Genomic DNA, 16803 nt, shown 5'->3' on the forward strand with positions numbered 1-16803 from the left:
ACTGCAAAACCCCTTTCTGAACCGCGCCTCTACATGACGCCAGTCCTGTTGCTACTGCTTGCGCTGCCTTTTCTGCTGGCAGCGGCCATCGCACTCAATGGCCGTTTGTCGCGCAGTGCAGCCGCATGGACAGCAGCAGCGGCACCGGTTCTAGGCCTGGCCCTGCTCGGCAGCGCCACCCCGGCCGTGCTCGATGGCGAGATCGTCCGCAACAGCTGGCAATGGCTGCCGCAGATCGGCCTGGACTTCAGCCTGCGCCTGGATGGCCTGGCCTGGATGTTCACCGGGCTGGTACTGGGTATCGGCGCGCTGGTGGTGCTGTATGCGCACTACTACCTGTCGGCGCAGGACAGCGCGCGGCGTTTCTACAGCTACCTGCTGCTGTTCATGGGCGCGATGCTGGGCATGGTGCTGGCCGGCAACCTGCTGCTGTTGATGGTGTTCTGGGAGCTGACCAGCATCAGTTCATTCCTGTTGATCGGCTTCTGGTCACATCGCAAGGACGCCCGCGAGGGCGCGCGCATGGCCTTGATCGTCACCGGCGGTGGCGGTCTGGCGCTGCTGGCCGGCGTGCTGTTGATCGGCCGCATCGTGGGCAGTTTCGACCTGGATGTGGTGCTGGCCTCGGGCGACCTGATCCGTAGCAGCGCCTTGTATCCGTGGGCACTGCTGCTGGTGCTGGCCGGCATCTTCACCAAGAGCGCGCAGTTCCCGTTCCAGTTCTGGCTGCCGCATGCGATGGCAGCACCGACGCCGGTCTCGGCCTACCTGCACTCGGCGACCATGGTGAAGGCCGGTGTATTCCTGCTGGCGCGCCTGCACCCTGCATTGGCTGGCACCGAGCTGTTCTTCTACGTGGTCAGCGGCATCGGTGCGCTCACCCTGCTGATCGGCGCCTGGAATGCGATCTTCCAGCACGACCTCAAGGGCCTGCTGGCCTATTCGACGATCTCGCACCTGGGCCTGATCACCCTGCTGTTCGGCCTGTCCACACCGATGGCAGTGGTGGCCGGCGTGTTCCACATCCTCAACCACGCCACCTTCAAGGCCTCGCTGTTCATGGCCGCCGGCATCATCGACCACGAGACAGGTACCCGCGACATGCGCCGCCTCGGCGGCCTGCGCAGGCTGATGCCGATCACCAGCGCGCTGGCCATCGTCGCCTCGCTGGCGATGGCTGGCATCCCGCTGCTCAACGGCTTCCTGTCCAAGGAAATGCTGTTCGCCGAGGCACTGGCAACGCAGGGCCCGGACTGGATGCGCTCGGCGATGAGCGCCGCCGCCTTGCTGGCCGGCATCCTTGGCGTGGCCTACAGCCTGCGCTTCGTCCACGACACCTTCTTCGGCAAGGGCCCGGTCGACATCGAGGTGGTACCGCATGAACCGCCGCGCTGGATGAAGGTGCCGGTGGAAGTGCTGGTGGTGATCTGCCTGGCCGTCGGCATCGCCCCGGCGCTGACCATCGCGCCGGTGCTGCAGACCGCAGCAGCGTCGATCCTCGGCACCGCGATGCCGGCGTACAGCCTGTCGGTCTGGCACGGCTTCAACCTGCCGTTGGCGATGAGCGCGATTGGTGTGGTCGGCGGTGTTTTGCTGTACTTCGGCCTGCGCCGCTTCACCGACCTGTATGCAGCGCGCAACCGCCCCACCGGCAAGCACCTGTTCCATCGCGGGCTGGACGCGTTGTTCGGCTTCGCCCACCGCGTCACCACCGTGCTGGCCAATGGCAGCCTGCAGCGCATGCTGTTCGCGCTGGTGCTGGTGGCGGTGATCGTCGCTGCTGCGCCCTACATCGCCAATCCGGTGATGCCGGTGTGGCCGGCCCCGCAGTCCATGCCCTTGCTGGGCTGGACACTGTGGCTGGTGATGCTGGCCTGCGCGTTCGCCGGGCTGTTCCTGTACCAGCAGCGTCTGCTGGCGGTGATCGTGATGGGCGGCACCGGCCTGATGGTGGCGCTGACCTTCGTGTTCCTGTCGGCACCCGACCTGGCCCTGACCCAGCTGATGGTGGAGATGGTGACGCTGGTGCTGATGCTGCTTGGCATGAACTACCTGCCCGCACAGTCGCCGCCGGAGCACTCGCGCTGGCGCAAGCGCCGCGATGCGGTGCTCGCCATCCTTGCCGGCGGCGGCATCGCCGCGCTGGCCTATTCGCTGATGACGCTGCCGCCCAACACCATGTCCGGCGAGATGCTGCTGCGTTCGCTGCCCGAGGCCTATGGCCACAACGTGGTCAACGTGATCCTGGTCGACTTCCGCGGCTTCGATACCTTCGGCGAGATCACCGTATTCGGCATCGCCGCGCTGGTGGTGCACGCGATGCTGCGGCGCACGCGGATGGCGCCGGAGCAGATCATGCCGGGCCCACCGATCAAGCTGCCGGTGCCTGCCGATCTGGCCCAGATCATGTTCCCGCTGACGCTCACGGTGTCGATCTTCCTCTTCCTGCGCGGCCACAACGCGCCTGGTGGCGGCTTCGTCGCCGGCCTGGTGCTGGCGGTGCCGTTGCTGATCCAGTACGTGATCCAGGGTACCGAGTCGGTGGAGTCGCGCTTCGGCTTCGACTACATCCGCTGCATCGGCCTGGGCCTGTTGATCGCCCTGCTCAGCGGCGTGGCCTCGATGCTGTTCGGCGTACCGTTCCTGACCAGTGGCCACCTCGACCTGGAGCTGCCGCTGATCGGCACCGTGCCGCTGGCCAGTGCGATTGGTTTTGACACCGGCGTCTACCTGGTGGTGTTTGGCGGGGTGATGCTGATCCTGTCGATGATGGGCACCATCAAGCCCTCGCGCACCCGCAATGCCCGCAACGGCGAAATCGATATCCACCGCCGTTCGGCACGCACCGGGGAGATGCACTGATGGAACTGGCACTGGCAAGCGCCATCGGCGTACTGGCCGGCATCGGCGTCTACCTGTTGCTGCGTGCGCGCAGCTTCGATGTGATCCTGGGCATGACCTTCCTGTCCTATGCCACCAACCTGCTGATCTTCAGCGCGGGGCGGCCGGTCACCGGCAAGGCGCCGGTGCTCAAGGACGGCGTGGCCACCAGCCTGGTGCACTACACCGACCCGCTGCCGCAGGCGCTGGTGCTGACCGCCATCGTGATTGCGTTTGCGATGACTGCGGTGAGCATCGTGCTGGCGATGCGCAGCCGCAGCGACAACCACAGCGACCACGTCGACGCGCATGAGCCCGAATTGCCGGCGGCCGATGTGGCCAAGGCGGAGGGCGGCGCATGAACCATCTGGTGATCCTGCCGATCCTGATCCCACTGCTGGGCGCTGCGCTGTCGCTGTTCATCGAACACCGCCGCTACGGCCCCAAGGTGCAGCGCACGGTAGCCTGGGCCAGCATGGCTGCGCTGGCCGCGGCGGTGGCGTTGCTGTTCGCACAGACCAGCCAGGGCCAGATCTCGGCCTACCTGCTCGGTGACTGGCCGGCACGCCTGGGCATCGCGCTGGTGGCTGATGGCCTGGCCGGCTGGATGCTGCTCACCACCCTGCTGCTGGCCATCGCCTGCCTGCTGTACGCCTGCACCGGCTGGGACCGGCGCGCGCCGCATTTCCACGCGCTGTTCCAGTTCCAGCTGGTCGGCCTCAACGGCGCCTTCCTGACTGGCGATATCTTCAATCTGTTCGTGTTCTTCGAGGTGATGCTGATCGCCTCCTACGGGCTGCTGCTGTCCGGCGGGCGTGGCCTGCGCATGCGCATCGGCCTGCATTACGTGGTGTTCAACGTCACCGCCTCGACCCTGTTCCTGATCGCGCTGGGCATGCTCTACGCCACCCTGGGCTCCTTGAACCTGGCCGAGATCAGCCAGCGCATCGTCGAGTTGCCACCCTCGCACCTGAAGCTGGCCAAGGCCGCCCTGGGCTTGCTGCTGCTGGTGTTCTGCTCCAAGGCCGCGCTGCTGCCTATGTACCTGTGGCTGCCCGAGTCGTATGCACGTGCGCCGGCCGCGGTCGCCGCGCTGTTCGTGATCATGACCAAGGTCGGCCTGTACTCGGTGCTGCGCGTGACCTCGCTGTGGTTCGATGCCGACGCCGGCACGCTGAGTGGTTACGGCAGCGATTGGCTGTTGTGGGCCGGCATCGCGACCCTGGTGGTTGGCGCGCTGGGTGCGCTGGCAGCCACCCGCATGAGCGTGCTGGTGGCTTACCTGGTGGTGGTGTCTGCGGCGACCTTGTTCATCGCCTTCGCGCTGGGCAGCACCGGTACGATCTCCGCTGGCCTGTACTACCTGCCGCACAGCACCTTCGCCGCCGCTGCGCTGTTCCTGATCGCCGACCTGATGAGGCGCCGTCGCCAGCAGGCCGACCGCCGCCGCGAGCATGAGCTCACCGTACTGCCGGGCAAGACCGTGCCGGGCCTGTTGTTCCTGGTCGGTGCGGTGGCCGTTGCCGGCCTGCCGCCGTTGGCCGGTTTCCTGGCGAAGGCGGCGCTGCTCTCGGCCGTGCCGGAAGCGCATACCGCCGTGGTCTGGAGCGCCGTGCTGGGCAGCAGCCTGCTGGTGATCATGGGCCTGGCCCGCACCGGCATCCGCCTGTTCTGGCATGTCCCCGGTGACGATGACAGTGCTCCCCCGCCAGAACCGGATGAAGCCCCGGCACGTCCGTTCGAAACCGCCGCCACCTGCCTGCTGCTCGGCTACGTGGTGCTGATGACGGTGTTCGCCGGGCCGCTGATGCGGCAGACCGATGCCATCGCCACGCAGCTGCTGGCGCCGGATCAGTACCTGCAAGACGTACGCGGCACCACGCCGCAGGTGAGGCAGCCATGAGCGAACGTCGCCCCCTGCTGCGCCGGGTATTCCCGTCGCCCGCCCTGTCGATCACCGTGGTCGCCTTCTGGCTGTTGATGTCCGACAGCTTCGACCTTGGCCAGTTGCTGCTGGGCATGCTGCTTGGAACCGTGATCCCGCTGTTCGCCGCGCGCCTGGACCGCGAGTTCGCCCGCCTCGGCAGCTTGCGGCCGGTACCCAAACTGTTGGCCGTGGTGTTGTGGGACATCCTGGTCTCCAACCTGCGCGTGGCCGCGCAGGTGCTGGGGCCCGAGCACAAGCTCAAGCCCGGCTTCATCTGGGTGCCACTGGATATCGCCAACATCCACGGCATCGCCGCGTTGACCAGTTTCATCACCCTGACCCCGGGCACGGTGTCGGCGGCGTTGTCCGAGGACCGTCGCCACCTGCTGGTGCATGTGCTGCACCTTCAGGATGCCAACGCCCTGATCAACGAGATCAAGAGCCGCTACGAAGCGCCGCTGATGGAGATCTTCCCGTGAACGGTTACCAGATATTCGAAACCACCCTGATCGTGTGCATGCACGTGGTCGGCATCGCCATGCTGTTGGGCTTGTGGCGGCTGCTGCGCGGACCGACCGTGCCAGACCGCATCCTGGCGCTGGACACCTTGTCGGTCACCGCCATCGCCGAGCTGATGCTGTTCGGCATGTACCTGGACTCGGCCATCTACTTCGAGGCCGCACTGATCATCGCCATGCTCGGCTTCTGCAGCACCGTGGTGCTGAGCAAGTTCGTGCTGCGCAGGGATATCGTCGAATGATCACCTTCCTGCAGATCGCGCTGTCGGCGGTGCTGGCCTTCGGCTGCTTCTTCATCCTGGTCGGCGCACTCGGCCTGGTGCGCTTCTCCGACTTCTTCAAACGCCTGCACGCACCGACCAAGGCCAGCACGCTGGGCGTGGGCTGCGTCTTGGTGTGCTCGGTGGCGTACCACATCTTCCTCGGCCAGGACCCGCAGCCACGTGAGCTGCTGATCACCGTCTTCCTGTTCATCACCGCACCGATCAGCGCCCACCTGATGGCCAAGGCCGCACTGTCGCTGATGATGGAAAGCCGGCCGGAACCGCCAAAAGAGTAATCCCGAGCACAAGCTCCACCGGTAGTGGGGGGGGCGGGGGGGGGGGGGGGGGGGCGGGGGCCGGCCGGACCCTGGCGGGGAGCGGGGGCGCGGGGGCCGGGGGCCGAGCCATGCTCGGCATGAGGCCTTCCCGGTAACGCCTCTGCCGAGCATGGCTCGGCACTACAGGCTGGTCTTCCCGGTACCCCCCTGCCGAGCATGGCTCGGTACTACAGGCTGGTCTTCCCGGTAACGCCCCTGCCGAGCATGGCTCGGCACTACAGCTGATGCCTCAATGCAACAGCGCCAGCTCCAGGCCTACCCACGCCAGGAACGCGATGAACAGCACCGCGCCTTCGCCGCGGCTGACCTTCAGGTCGCCGCGCAGCATCGGGTACAGCATCAGCACGAACACGATTGCCGCCGGCAACTCCAGCCGCACGAACGAGGCCGGCAGCGGCATCGGCCGCAGTGCCGCCATGCCGCCGATCACCACCAGCACATTGAACAGGCTGGAGCCGATCACGTGGCCTACGACCATGTCGCCCTGCCCGCGACGTGCAGCGGCAATGGCCGCGGCGACTTCCGGCAAGGCAGTGCCGATGGCCACCGGCAACAAACCGGCCAGCAACGGCGACATGCCCCAGCCCGCACCAATCACCGGCGCCGCCTGCACCACGAAACGCGCACCGTAGTACAGCACCACCGCCGCGATGACGACACGGATGATGTTGAGCCCGAGCACGGTACGGGTGGTGGCGTAGTCAGCGATGCTTTCCTGCAATGCCGCCGGCTCATGCCGTGCACGCTTCAACAGGAACGCCAGCACGCCGACAAAGCCAAGCAGCAATACGATGCCTTCGATACGGCTGATCGCGCCATCCAGCCCGAACACGATCAAGCCCAGCGTCGCCACCGCCAGCAGCACCAGCAGCGGCGACAACAGCCGGGTGCGTACCACCAGCGGGAAAGCCAGCGCCGCCAGGCCCAGGGTCAGGCCGACATTGACGATATTGCTGCCGACCGCATTGCCCAGCGCCAGCTCCTGCGCACCAACGGCGAAGGCGCGGACATTGACCACCAGTTCCGGCAGTGAGGTACCGAAGGCCACCAGCAACAAGCCGGCCACGAAGGGCGAGGCACCGAAGCGCTGGGCCAGGCCGGAGGCGGCCTTGACGATGGAATCACCGCCCAGGGCGAGCAGCACCAGTCCCAGGACAAACCATGCGATAGCTTCGAACATTGCGCCTCCCTCCCCTGCAGTGATGACGGCGGTGCCGGGAGCGTACCCGCGCTATCGCCTGTGGCCGCAGCAGGGTATCAGCCGCAGCCTTCCACGTAATCCACCTGCGGCGGCAGGCCAACGCGCCACATCGTGGCCTTGCCATCAGCGCCCAGCTCGAACACCAGCGCGCCCTGGCTGCCATCCGCTGCCGGCACCCGCAGTACCTTGCCGCCTTCCACGTACTTGTGCGGCTGCACCGGTTGGGCCCGCGGGTAAAGCGCCTGCAGCTGGGCCAGGTCCATGCCGATCCTGCCGCCGCCCGGCGCGGCGGTATCGCCACCGCGTACGTCATAGCGCACGAACTTGCCCGCTTCCAGCATGAAGAACGGCCCGCCCTCACTGTGCGCGGCCGGCGACAGGTAATAGCAGCCACCGTCGGCCGCGGTATCGCCCTGCAGCTCGCCCGTCCACGCCGTGCGCAGCTGCTCGGCATCGATGCCGAGTTGTGCGGCGCCATAGCCCTGCCAATCGGCATCGCTGGCAGCAACCGTGGCAGCGCCAGCCGGACCGGGAGCCGGAGCGGAAACAGGAGCAGGGGTAGGAGCAGGAGCGGCAGGTTCGGCAGCTGCCGGCTCAGCCGGTGGCGTGCGCTGGCAGGCCACCAACAGCACGGCAAACAGTGACAAAGGCAGGGCAATGCGGTTCATGCGACAGCTCCAGGCGGGTCCGCGGCCGAGTCTAGCGGCAACGGTGTCCGGCCAACGCGAAGACAAGCCTGTCATCGTGGTTTCACTTGCCGGCGACAGGCTGGGCGCCTACGTCGCCCGTGCCCAACGCCCATGCAACCGCACAAGACCGAACTTGGCCACACCGTGCTGCAGACGCACCGCGCCGCGCTGGACCTGCGCCAGCGGCGGGCATTGATCCTGTGCGACGGCAAGCGCAGCCTGGCCGAACTCAGCGGCATGCTGGGCAACGACGTGCCCGAACTGATCGCGCAACTGCAGCGTGATGGCTATCTGCAGGTGGAATCCCCACCAGCACCGCCGGCGACAAGTCCGACTGCGAAGCCGCTTGCCGAGGCGGCCGCATCGCCCGCCGCCATGCCACGCGCAGCGGTGGAGCGGCGTCGTTCGATGGTCGCAGCGCGCATCTACGTGCTGGATATCCTCGCCCTGCAGCGCAACCCTACTGCAGCGCAGCTGCACAAGCTGCTGCAGGCAGCGCGCGAGGAAGGCGATACCGTGCAGGCGCTGAAGCTGGCCCTGAGCCACCTGCCGGCAATGACCTCGGACGGCTACACCCAGCGTGTGCGTGGGCGCCTGCAGGAAGTGCTGCCGGAAACCCATCTGGCAGCGGTGCTGGAGCCAGCACCGCTGCCGGCATGAATCAGGCCTTGGGCGGGGTGAAGTTGTTGCGCAGCCCGCTCCAGCAAGCCTGATAGCCGCGCTGGCGGTGCGCGGCCTCCATTGCCTGTTCGGTCGGGCAGATCACGCCACGGGTCTCGAACATGAAGGCCATGGTGTCGGTGATCACGTCCGGCTTGGACAGGTCCGCGTGCGAGGCCTTGTCGAAGGTGGTCGCATCCGGACCGTGGCCGGTCATGCAGTTGTGCATGGACGCACCGCCCGGCACGAAGCCCTCGGCCTTGGCATCGTAGGCACCGTGGATCAGGCCCATGAACTCGCTGGCGATGTTGCGGTGGAACCACGGCGGGCGGAAGGTGTTCTGCGCCACCAGCCAACGCGGCGGGAAGATCACGAAATCCAGGTTGCTGGTGCCCGGGGTATCGCTGGCCGAATGCAGCACCAGGAAGATCGAGGGATCCGGATGGTCATGGCTGATCGAGCCGATGGTGTTGAAGTGGCGCAGATCGTAGCGGTACGGCGCGTAGTTGCCGTGCCAGCCAACCACGTCCAGCGGAGAGTGGCCGATATCGGCGCGCCACAGCCGGCCCTGGAACTTGGCGACCAGCTCGAACTGGCCGTCGAGGTTTTCATAGGCGGCCACCGGCGTTTCGAAGTCGCGCGGATTGGCCAGGCCGTTGCTGCCGATCGGGCCGAGGTCGGGCAGCTTCAACAGCGCGCCGAAGTTCTCGCAGACATAGCCGCGTGCCTGCCCGTCCGGCAACTCGACCGCGAAGCGCACGCCGCGCGGAATCACCGCGATCTGCTGCGGCTCGATCTCGATCACACCCAGCTCGGTGCGCAGGCGCAGCCGACCCAGCTGCGGCACGATCAGCAGTTCGCCGTCGGCGTTGTAGAAATAGCGGCCGCGCATGTCGGCGTTGGCGGCGTACAGATGGATGCCGGCACCGGTATGCGCTTCGGCCGAGCCGTTGCCGCCCATCGTGTACAGGCCATCGATGAAATCGGTGGGTTCGGTGGGCAGCGGCAGCGGGTCCCAGCGCAGCTGGTTCGGCGAGGCGGCAGCCTTGCTGAAATCGCTGTGCAGGCGCGGCTGCTCGAACGGGGTGAACTCACCGTGCATCGCCGCCGGGCGGATGCGGTACAGCCAGCTGCGGCGGTTGCTGCCGCGCGGCGCGGTGAAGGCGGTGCCGGTCAGCTGCTCGGCATACAGCCCGTGCGCCACCTGCTGCGGCGAATTGCGACCCACCGGCAAGGTGCCGGGCACAGCCTCGGTGGCGAACTCATTGCCGAAGCCGGATTGATAAGCGTTGCTGACCATCACGAACCTGCCTGTGTTGTTGCACTTAAAGCCCCTCTCCCTCCGGGAGAGGGGTTGGGGTGAGGGTAAGGCTTTCAGCCATCATCAAAATGGCTTCCAGCACCGCATCCACCTGCAGCAGCAGATCGTTGTCCCAGAAGCGCAATACGGTCAAACCTTGCTGCTCCAGGAAGCGAGTGCGCACGCGATCAACGTCTTCATTGTGCTGTGAGCCATCCAGCTCTACTACCAGCCGTTTGGCCTCACAGTAAAAATCAACGATATACGGCGGAATCGGATGTTGCCTGCGAAACTTCAGCCCACCTAGCTGGCCGCTCCTCAACCTGTTCCAGAGCTTGCGCTCGGCGTCGGTCAGATTACGGCGAAGCCTGCGGGCACGACCAAGGGTAACGGTGGGTAGCGGTGGTTTTATGCTGTAGCTCATGAAGCGGCCTCCTTGCGCCTTTCATGCTCTTTAGCAGCTTCACCCTCACCCCAACCCCTCTCCCGAGGGGAGAGGGGCTTTGTCTTACAGTGCTTCAGCGCTTACAGCACGCCACGATCCATCTGGTCGCGTTCGATGCTTTCAAACAAGGCCTGGAAGTTGCCTTCGCCAAACCCTTCATTGCCCTTGCGCTGGATGATCTCGAAGAAGATCGGGCCGATGCAGTTCTTGGTGAAGATCTGCAGCAGCTTGCGCTGCTTGGTTTCCGGGTCGGCGTCGATCAGGATCTTGTTGCGACGCAGGCGCTCAACGTCTTCGCCGTTGTTCGGGATGCGCAGGTCGACCACGTCGAAGTAGGTGTCCGGCGTGTCCAGGAACTCAATGCCCTGCGCACGCATCGCTTCGACGGTGTCGTAGATGTTGTCGGTGAAGCAGGCGATGTGCTGGATGCCCTCGCCCTTGTAGGCGTCGAGGTATTCGTTGATCTGGCTCTTCGGGTCGGACGACTCGTTGAGCGGGATGCGCACGACGCCGTCCGGTGCGGTCATCGCCTTGGACACCAGGCCGGTCTTTGCCCCCTTGATGTCGAAGTAGCGGATCTCGCGGAAGTTGAACAGGCGCTCGTAGTAATCCGACCACTGCTGCATGTTGCCCAGGTACAGGTTGTGGGTCAGGTGATCGATGAAGGTCAGGCCGAAGCCGGCCGGGTTCTGGTCGGCGCCTTCGATCGGCTCGTAGTCGGTGTCGTAGATGCTTCCGGCACCGCCGTAACGATCCACCAGGTACAGCATGCAATCACCGATACCCTTGATCACCGGCGCAGATACCGCGCGGGTATCCGCCAGCAGATCCACTTCCTCGGCGCCGTTGCCCAGGGCCGCTGACAGCACCTCGGCGGCCGGCTTCTGGAAGCGGATGGCGAAGCCGCAGGCGCTAGGACCATGCTTGGCGGCGAAGTCGGCGGCGAACGAGTTGGGCTCCTCGTTCACAAGAAAGTTGACGCCGCCTTGACGGTAGACGGTAATAGCACGCTGCCGGTGGCGGAGGACGGCCGTGAACCCCATGTTCTTGAAGTACGCGTGCAGCTGGGCAGCCTGCCCCGTCGGTGCGCCGAATTCGACGAACTCAAAACCATCGATGCCCATCGGGTTTTCAAAGGTGGTGACCTGCATGCCCAGGTTGGGCGCGTTGGATGCAGTAGGGGTGTTCATGGGTTGCCTCCGGGAGCATGGCGGTCGCCGGGGTACCGGCGATGAAAACAGGAAGATCCGCCCCAAAAAAGCGGGTCTGGACCGAGGGTTATAGTTTCACATGAAACCACCATCAAGGTGCACTGCAGCATGAGCTCTTCCGATTACAGCAAGTCCACCAGCATCCGCGCCTCGCACGTGTTGCTGGATCTTGAGCAGTTCCTGCCTTACCGCATCAGCGTCCTGTCCAACCGGGTCAGCGGCAACATCGCCCGGCTGTACGGCGAGCGCTACGGCCTGGCCATTCCCGAATGGCGGGTGATCACCATCCTGGCGCTGTATCCGGGCTCCTCGGCCAGTGAAGTGTCCGAGCGCACGGCAATGGACAAGGTGGCGGTCAGCCGCGCCGTGGCGCGCCTGCTGGAGCGCGGTTTCATCAAACGCGAGACCCATGGCGATGACCGTCGTCGTTCGGTGCTGGCGCTTTCGGCCGCAGGCTTCGAGGTCTACGAGACCATCGCGCCGATGGTGATCGAGATGGAACGGCGCCTGATGTCAGCGCTCACCGAAGACGAGGAACAGGTACTCGAACGCCTGATCACGCGTTTGGCCGATGCCGGCCTGCAGCGCATGAACGAGGGTTGATCGTCAGCGACGATCAACTCAGGTGCTTGCGCCGCGCATAGATCCACGGCGCGGCAAGGGCCGCGATCGCACCACCTGCAAAACCCAATGCCGCTGCCACCGCCGCCGCTTCCACGCGGCCGGGCAACGCCAATGCTGCAAGCAGCAACAGGCCGGCCGGCAGACCGATGAACGAGGTCAGGAAGAACCGCCAGCGCGGCACCCAGGTGTGCAGCTGCATCAGGCTGGCGCCGGTCCAGGCATCGTTGGCCTGGTCACGTATGATTTTGTCCACCAGCTTGACCAGATCGACTTCGGCAGTGCCTTTACCCATCCGCGCCAACGCCAACTCCGCGCCAACGTCGGCCGGTGCCGGCCAGTTGGACGGCCATGCTTCTGGCGCAGCGACGCCATAAGCGGTCAGCAACGGTAGCGACAGGGCCGGCACCGGCAGCGCGCGCAGCCGACGCTTGTCCATCACGCACCAGAACTGGGTCAGGCCGTCATTGTTGACCTGGTAGAGCGCGAGCTGTTCCGGCGCCGGGTAAGGCAACGCCGTCACCCGTGCCGCCATGGATTCCAGCCCCATCGCGCGCAGGAAACCGACACGGCTGCGGCCGGAGTGCGCCCAGCCCAGGCCCAACGGCGACAGCAGCATGACCTCGGCGTGGTCACTGACGCCGCTGTTGGCCCGCTCATCACTGGCCAGGAAGGCCGACAGGGAATTGGGTTCGGCCACATCGGGCTTGCCCCAGCGCTGCGAGTGGCCGAGCAGGAACTTCAGCGGCACGCGCGCGGCGATGGTTTCGCCACGCACGTTATCGGAGGCAAACGGCACCACGCTGGCGACGAAGGCGCGCAGTTCGTTGCCGGGCGATGCACTCCATTCCAGCGGCAGCAGGCCGGCCAGCAAGCCGTTGCGGGCAATCTGGTCGATCTGTTCCTTCTGCTCCACCAGCCGGATGACGGCCGACTGCAACATGATGTTGGGCGGTACTGCGGCCTGCGGCAGCCGATAGCGCGGCGGCGGTGTGGACTCCGGCGCGGCGCTTTCGTCCAGCAGTTCGTCCACCGTCGGCAGACTGGTGCTGGCGAGCTCCTGCTCAACCGTTGCGGTGCTGGAATCGGGGCTGGCAGCTGGCTGCATGATGAGGGAGGGCAAGGCGCCGGATGCAGAGGGATTGATTCGTTAGCGGCCGCGGGCGGACAAAATGAAGATGACGGCTGTGGCCTAACCCCCTCCCTTGCGCATGGCGCAGGGGAGGGTTGGGGAGGGGTGCTTTGGCTTTGGCTTTGGCTTTGGCTTTGCTTGCAACCGACAGCAAAGATCAAAATCAAAGGCACCCCTCCCCAGCCCTCCCCTGCGCCATGCGCAAGGGAGGGGGCACAAAAAAACGGCGCCTTTCGGCGCCGTTTTCTTTCAACCACATCGCAGGCTTACTTCGCCGGCGGTGCCCATGCTTTCAGGAAGGCATCGAACTTGGCGCGGTCGTAACCCTTGCCCTTCTCCAGATCGCCGGTGAACTGCGAGTGCAGCAGCTGGCCTTCTGCATCCAGCACGAACAGATGCGGATAGGCCTTGATCTCCGGGAAGCGCGCAAGGAACTCGGCGTTCTCGTTCTCTTCGCTGTAATTGACCTTCATCCACACGTAGTTGCCATCGCGGAAGCGACGCAGTTCCGAGTCCCCTTCCATGAAGGCGTCCAGCAGGTGGCACCAGGAGCACCATTCGCCGCCTACATCCAGGATGATCCGCTTGCCACCACGCTGGGCCTCGACCTTGGCCGTTTCCAGGTCCGCGACCGGGTCGCGGGCCGGGTCGAACTGCGCGTTGAGGCCGGCCACCGCAGCGATATCCGCTGCGGTGGGGGTGTTGCCCGATGCCACCGGCTGGCTGGTATCAGCCACCGGCGCCTTCTGTTCGGACGTATCCAGCGGCTGCACCGTTTCAGGCTTGGCGGGCGGCGGTTGATTGCAGCCGGCCAGCGCCACGGTGAGCAACAGGGGAAGCATTCCGAACAGCAGTTTCATCGCCTGACTCCTTACTTCACGCCGTGCATGAGCTTGTTGATCAGCGGAGCGACCAGGAACAGCACCACGCCCGAACCCACCAAGGCCCAGAAGCCGAAGGTGTAACCGGACTGCGCCGATGCCACGGTCATGCCGCCTTCGCCGCTGACCTTGCCGGCAAAGATACCGGCCAGATTGTTACCAATGGCGATCGACAGGAACCAGCAACCCATTGCCATGCCGGCCAGACGGGTCGGTGCCAGCTTGGTGGTCATCGACAGGCCGATCGGCGACAGGCACAGCTCACCGATGGACTGGATCACGTACACCGCGAACAGGGTCCAGAACGGGATCTTGCCGGCGTCGTTGACCATGCTCGACAGCGCCACCATCAGCAGCAGGAAGGCCAGGCCGTTGAAGATCAGGCCCAGGCCGAACTTGCGCGGAATCGACGGATTGGCCTTGCCCATCTTGACCCACATCCAGGCCATGATCGGCGCACAGACGATGATGGCCACCGAGTTGACCGACTGGAACCACTCCAGCGGGAAGGTCCAGCTGCCGAACTCGCGGTTGACGATCTTGTCGGCAAGGAAGGTGAACGAGCTGCCGGCCTGTTCGAAGAACATCCAGAACAGCACGTTGAACACGAAGATCACCAGCATGGCGATCACCTTGTCACGCGCGACCGAGCCACTGCGGATGCCTTCCACCAGCAGCATCAGCGCCGGCACGATGAACAGCGTCATCAGGATGGCCTGCAGCGCATTGGCATCGATGGTCAGCAGGAAATAGAACACCGGGATGCCGATCAGCAGGCCCAGCGCGGCCACCAGTCCGACGCGGCCCAGGCTCTTCTGGCCTTCTTCCGGCAGGCCGATGCCCTTGAGCTGCGCGCGGCCGAACCAAAACCAGATCAGGCTGGCCACCATGCCGATGCCCGAGGCGATGAACACCCACTGGTAATGCGGGTCCTGCTCGGTGCCGAAGACCATCTTGGCCAGCGCACCGGTGATGACCGGGGCCAGCAGCGCACCGATGTTGATGCCCATGTAGAAGATGGTGAAACCGGCATCGCGGCGTGCATCACCCTGCACGTACAGCTTGCCCACCATGGTCGAGATGATCGGCTTGAACAGGCCGTTGCCAACGATGATCGTGGCCAGGCCGAGCTTGAAGATCACTTCGCTGGGCGAAACCAGCATGAACAGGCCGATGGCCATGAACAGTGCGCCCAGCAGGATGGAACGCTGGAAGCCAACCAGCTTGTCGGCGACGTAGCCACCGAAGATGGCACCGGCATAGACCAGCGCCAGGTAGGCACCGTACAGCTCGGCTGCAGGCTTCTCGCCCGAGGCCAGGCCGCCCTGGAACTGCGCGACGATGTACAGCACCATCGCCCAGCGAATGCCGTAGAACGCAAAGCGCTCCCAGAATTCGGCCATGAACAGCATCCACAGTGGCTTCGGGTGGCCGAGGATGGTCTTGAACTCCGGCACGGGCGCCGGGGTTGGTTCGGAATTCGGCGCGGCAGCGCTCATGCGGTGTCCCCTGATCGAAATGGGCAATTACAGAAAGTCGGCCGGAACCGGCGCGACGGGCGAGGATCACAGAAGCGTCGGCTTCACGTCAAATACATACTGCTGCAACCAACCGCTGCGCCATGCCTGGGCCAGCCGCTTCGAGGCGGGCCCATGATGCAGCGCAAGCCGCTGAATAGGCTGGGTTTTCAACCACGGCAGGGGCTCAGGCGTCGCCGCGGATGGTGGTCCGCACTTCGAACAGCTCGGGGAAGAAGGTCAGCTCCAGCGCCTGCCGGAGGAAACCGACGCCGCTGGAACCGCCGGTACCGCGCTTGAAACCGATCACCCGCATCACCGTGCGCATATGCCGGAAGCGCCACAGCTGGAACTGGGTCTCCAGGTCCACCAGGTCCTCGCACAGCGAGTACTCTCGCCAGTAGCGGTCGGTGTCCTGGTAGATGTTCTCGAACACCTGGCGCAGTGCCGGGTCGCTGATATGCGACTGGGTCCAGTCGTGGCCTTCGTAGGCCGCCGGGATGGCATGGCCGAAGCGTGCAAGGTAGGCCAGGAACTCCTCGTACAGGCTGGGCGCTTCCAGCACCTCACGCAGCTGCGCCTGCCCTTCCGGGTCGTGGGCAAACACGTTGAGCATGTCGGCGTTCTTGTTGCCGAGCAGGAATTCGATATAGCGGTACTGCAGCGACTGGAAGCCCGAGGACGGGCCCAGCACATCGCGGAAGCCCATGTACTCGGAGGGCGTCAGGGTCTCCAGCACCGCCCACTGCTCGGTCAGCAGGCGCAGCACCTGCTTGGCCCGGGCCAGCACCTTGCGGCACTGCCAGACCTCGTCGCGCTGCATGTGGCCGCGCGCCGCGCGCAGCTCATGGGCCAGCAGCTTGAGCCACAGCTCCGAGGTCTGGTGCTGGATGATGAACAGCATTTCGTCGTGGTGCGGCGGGTTGGACAGCGGCTGCTGGGCCGACAGCAGCTGGTCCAGGCGCAGGTAGCCGCCATAGGTAAGCCGGCCCTGCAGGTCGGTATGGATACCGGCTTCGAGCTCACGCTGGTTCTTTTCTACGGTCATCGGCCTGGCCATCGGATGGGGCCGCAAGGGTAACGCAGGCCACGCCATCTGCCCCCTCCCTTCTGCCACAGGCAAAGGGGTCTGTAGTGCCGACCCATGGTCGGCAGAGGCATTACGGGTGAAGCTCCTGCCGACCCGGGGGGGGCCCTAACAGGCGATCCCCCCGCCCAGG

The 16803-nt window shown here is 65.3% G+C and carries 17 protein-coding genes; 8 read left to right on the plus strand and 9 right to left on the minus strand.

Going from position 1 to position 16803, the window contains the following annotated elements; genetic code table 11:
* The first annotated feature begins 33 nt into the window (after positions 1-33).
* The 6 genes from AC13FW_RS11440 to AC13FW_RS11465 are packed head-to-tail and all read left to right on the plus strand — an operon-like array spanning position 34 to position 5884.
* On the plus strand, positions 34-2862 hold the full coding sequence (locus AC13FW_RS11440) for a monovalent cation/H+ antiporter subunit A (protein WP_482989123.1): 2829 nt from the start codon (positions 34-36) through the stop codon (positions 2860-2862).
* A complete protein-coding gene (locus tag AC13FW_RS11445) occupies positions 2862-3242 on the plus strand; it encodes a Na+/H+ antiporter subunit C (protein WP_482989124.1) in 381 nt (126 codons plus the stop codon). The genes AC13FW_RS11440 and AC13FW_RS11445 overlap by 1 nt, the downstream gene beginning before the upstream one ends.
* Positions 3239-4783, plus strand: a complete 1545-nt coding sequence (locus tag AC13FW_RS11450; RefSeq protein WP_482989125.1) for a monovalent cation/H+ antiporter subunit D — start codon at positions 3239-3241, stop codon at positions 4781-4783. Before AC13FW_RS11445 ends, AC13FW_RS11450 begins: the two co-directional genes overlap by 4 nt.
* Positions 4780-5286 (plus strand): Na+/H+ antiporter subunit E, encoded by a 507-nt coding sequence (locus AC13FW_RS11455; protein WP_482989126.1) that lies wholly within the window; start codon positions 4780-4782, stop codon positions 5284-5286. The genes AC13FW_RS11450 and AC13FW_RS11455 overlap by 4 nt, the downstream gene beginning before the upstream one ends.
* A gap of 38 nt (positions 5287-5324) precedes the next feature.
* Positions 5325-5567 (plus strand): K+/H+ antiporter subunit F, encoded by a 243-nt coding sequence (locus AC13FW_RS11460; RefSeq protein WP_231732514.1) that lies wholly within the window; start codon positions 5325-5327, stop codon positions 5565-5567.
* Entirely contained in the window at positions 5564-5884 is a 321-nt protein-coding gene (locus AC13FW_RS11465) for a Na+/H+ antiporter subunit G (protein ID WP_482989127.1), read from the plus strand. The genes AC13FW_RS11460 and AC13FW_RS11465 overlap by 4 nt, the downstream gene beginning before the upstream one ends.
* Before the next feature lie 271 nt (positions 5885-6155).
* Here AC13FW_RS11465 and AC13FW_RS11470 read toward each other — a convergent pair whose 3' ends face one another.
* Together AC13FW_RS11470 and AC13FW_RS11475 are read right to left on the minus strand one after the other, a co-directional pair.
* Complete coding sequence (locus AC13FW_RS11470; RefSeq protein WP_482989128.1) at positions 6156-7106, minus strand: calcium/sodium antiporter; 951 nt, start codon at positions 7104-7106, stop codon at positions 6156-6158.
* A 77-nt stretch (positions 7107-7183) separates the two neighbouring features.
* Positions 7184-7795 carry a lectin gene (locus tag AC13FW_RS11475; protein WP_482989129.1) on the minus strand — a complete coding sequence of 204 codons (612 nt, stop codon included), beginning with the start codon at positions 7793-7795 and terminating at the stop codon, positions 7184-7186.
* 132 nt (positions 7796-7927) lie between these two features.
* Here AC13FW_RS11475 and AC13FW_RS11480 point away from each other — a divergent pair, with 132 nt between their 5' ends.
* On the plus strand, positions 7928-8476 hold the full coding sequence (locus AC13FW_RS11480; protein WP_482989130.1) for a hypothetical protein: 549 nt from the start codon (positions 7928-7930) through the stop codon (positions 8474-8476).
* Position 8477: 1 nt separating this feature from the next.
* Here the strand turns inward: AC13FW_RS11480 and hmgA are convergent, their stop codons facing one another.
* From hmgA to hppD, 3 genes are all read right to left on the minus strand, one after another.
* Entirely contained in the window at positions 8478-9776 is a 1299-nt protein-coding gene (gene hmgA / locus AC13FW_RS11485; protein WP_482989131.1) for a homogentisate 1,2-dioxygenase, read from the minus strand.
* A gap of 25 nt (positions 9777-9801) precedes the next feature.
* Complete coding sequence (locus AC13FW_RS11490) at positions 9802-10200, minus strand: endonuclease domain-containing protein (protein WP_296253020.1); 399 nt, start codon at positions 10198-10200, stop codon at positions 9802-9804.
* Between the two features lie 101 nt (positions 10201-10301).
* The gene (gene hppD / locus AC13FW_RS11495) at positions 10302-11411 is read right to left on the minus strand and encodes a 4-hydroxyphenylpyruvate dioxygenase (protein WP_482989132.1); all 1110 of its coding nucleotides are present in this window, start codon (positions 11409-11411) and stop codon (positions 10302-10304) included.
* 129 nt (positions 11412-11540) lie between these two features.
* On the opposite strand from hppD, the gene AC13FW_RS11500 reads away from it, so the two are divergent.
* Positions 11541-12035, plus strand: a complete 495-nt coding sequence (locus AC13FW_RS11500; RefSeq protein ID WP_282271784.1) for a MarR family winged helix-turn-helix transcriptional regulator — start codon at positions 11541-11543, stop codon at positions 12033-12035.
* 13 nt (positions 12036-12048) lie between these two features.
* Here the strand turns inward: AC13FW_RS11500 and AC13FW_RS11505 are convergent, their stop codons facing one another.
* The 4 genes from AC13FW_RS11505 to AC13FW_RS11520 all read right to left on the minus strand — a co-directional run bounded on the left by AC13FW_RS11505 (position 12049) and on the right by AC13FW_RS11520 (position 16631).
* A complete protein-coding gene (locus AC13FW_RS11505; protein ID WP_482989133.1) occupies positions 12049-13176 on the minus strand; it encodes a hypothetical protein in 1128 nt (375 codons plus the stop codon).
* A 275-nt stretch (positions 13177-13451) separates the two neighbouring features.
* Positions 13452-14045, minus strand: a complete 594-nt coding sequence (locus AC13FW_RS11510) for a thioredoxin family protein (RefSeq protein WP_481615081.1) — start codon at positions 14043-14045, stop codon at positions 13452-13454.
* A gap of 11 nt (positions 14046-14056) precedes the next feature.
* On the minus strand, positions 14057-15565 hold the full coding sequence (locus tag AC13FW_RS11515; protein WP_282271793.1) for a peptide MFS transporter: 1509 nt from the start codon (positions 15563-15565) through the stop codon (positions 14057-14059).
* A gap of 205 nt (positions 15566-15770) precedes the next feature.
* Positions 15771-16631, minus strand: a complete 861-nt coding sequence (locus tag AC13FW_RS11520) for a tryptophan 2,3-dioxygenase (protein ID WP_282271794.1) — start codon at positions 16629-16631, stop codon at positions 15771-15773.
* Positions 16632-16803 lie beyond the last annotated feature (172 nt).

It is taken from the genome of Stenotrophomonas sp. 21LCFQ19 (assembly GCF_056861425.1).

What these genes read in the sequence shown, in the direction of transcription:
- AC13FW_RS11440 (WP_482989123.1), top strand. Translation starts at nt 34, where the DNA reads ATGACGCCAGTCCTGTTGCTACTGCTTGCGCTGCCTTTTCTGCTGGCA.
- AC13FW_RS11445 (WP_482989124.1), top strand. Translation starts at nt 2,862, where the DNA reads ATGGAACTGGCACTGGCAAGCGCCATCGGCGTACTGGCCGGCATCGGC.
- AC13FW_RS11450 (WP_482989125.1), top strand. Translation starts at nt 3,239, where the DNA reads ATGAACCATCTGGTGATCCTGCCGATCCTGATCCCACTGCTGGGCGCT.
- AC13FW_RS11455 (WP_482989126.1), top strand. Translation starts at nt 4,780, where the DNA reads ATGAGCGAACGTCGCCCCCTGCTGCGCCGGGTATTCCCGTCGCCCGCC.
- AC13FW_RS11460 (WP_231732514.1), top strand. Translation starts at nt 5,325, where the DNA reads ATGCACGTGGTCGGCATCGCCATGCTGTTGGGCTTGTGGCGGCTGCTG.
- AC13FW_RS11465 (WP_482989127.1), top strand. Translation starts at nt 5,564, where the DNA reads ATGATCACCTTCCTGCAGATCGCGCTGTCGGCGGTGCTGGCCTTCGGC.
- AC13FW_RS11470 (WP_482989128.1), bottom strand. Translation starts at nt 7,106, where the DNA reads ATGTTCGAAGCTATCGCATGGTTTGTCCTGGGACTGGTGCTGCTCGCC.
- AC13FW_RS11475 (WP_482989129.1), bottom strand. Translation starts at nt 7,795, where the DNA reads ATGAACCGCATTGCCCTGCCTTTGTCACTGTTTGCCGTGCTGTTGGTG.
- AC13FW_RS11480 (WP_482989130.1), top strand. Translation starts at nt 7,928, where the DNA reads ATGCAACCGCACAAGACCGAACTTGGCCACACCGTGCTGCAGACGCAC.
- hmgA (WP_482989131.1), bottom strand. Translation starts at nt 9,776, where the DNA reads ATGGTCAGCAACGCTTATCAATCCGGCTTCGGCAATGAGTTCGCCACC.
- AC13FW_RS11490 (WP_296253020.1), bottom strand. Translation starts at nt 10,200, where the DNA reads ATGAGCTACAGCATAAAACCACCGCTACCCACCGTTACCCTTGGTCGT.
- hppD (WP_482989132.1), bottom strand. Translation starts at nt 11,411, where the DNA reads ATGAACACCCCTACTGCATCCAACGCGCCCAACCTGGGCATGCAGGTC.
- AC13FW_RS11500 (WP_282271784.1), top strand. Translation starts at nt 11,541, where the DNA reads ATGAGCTCTTCCGATTACAGCAAGTCCACCAGCATCCGCGCCTCGCAC.
- AC13FW_RS11510 (WP_481615081.1), bottom strand. Translation starts at nt 14,045, where the DNA reads ATGAAACTGCTGTTCGGAATGCTTCCCCTGTTGCTCACCGTGGCGCTG.
- AC13FW_RS11515 (WP_282271793.1), bottom strand. Translation starts at nt 15,565, where the DNA reads ATGAGCGCTGCCGCGCCGAATTCCGAACCAACCCCGGCGCCCGTGCCG.
- AC13FW_RS11520 (WP_282271794.1), bottom strand. Translation starts at nt 16,631, where the DNA reads ATGACCGTAGAAAAGAACCAGCGTGAGCTCGAAGCCGGTATCCATACC.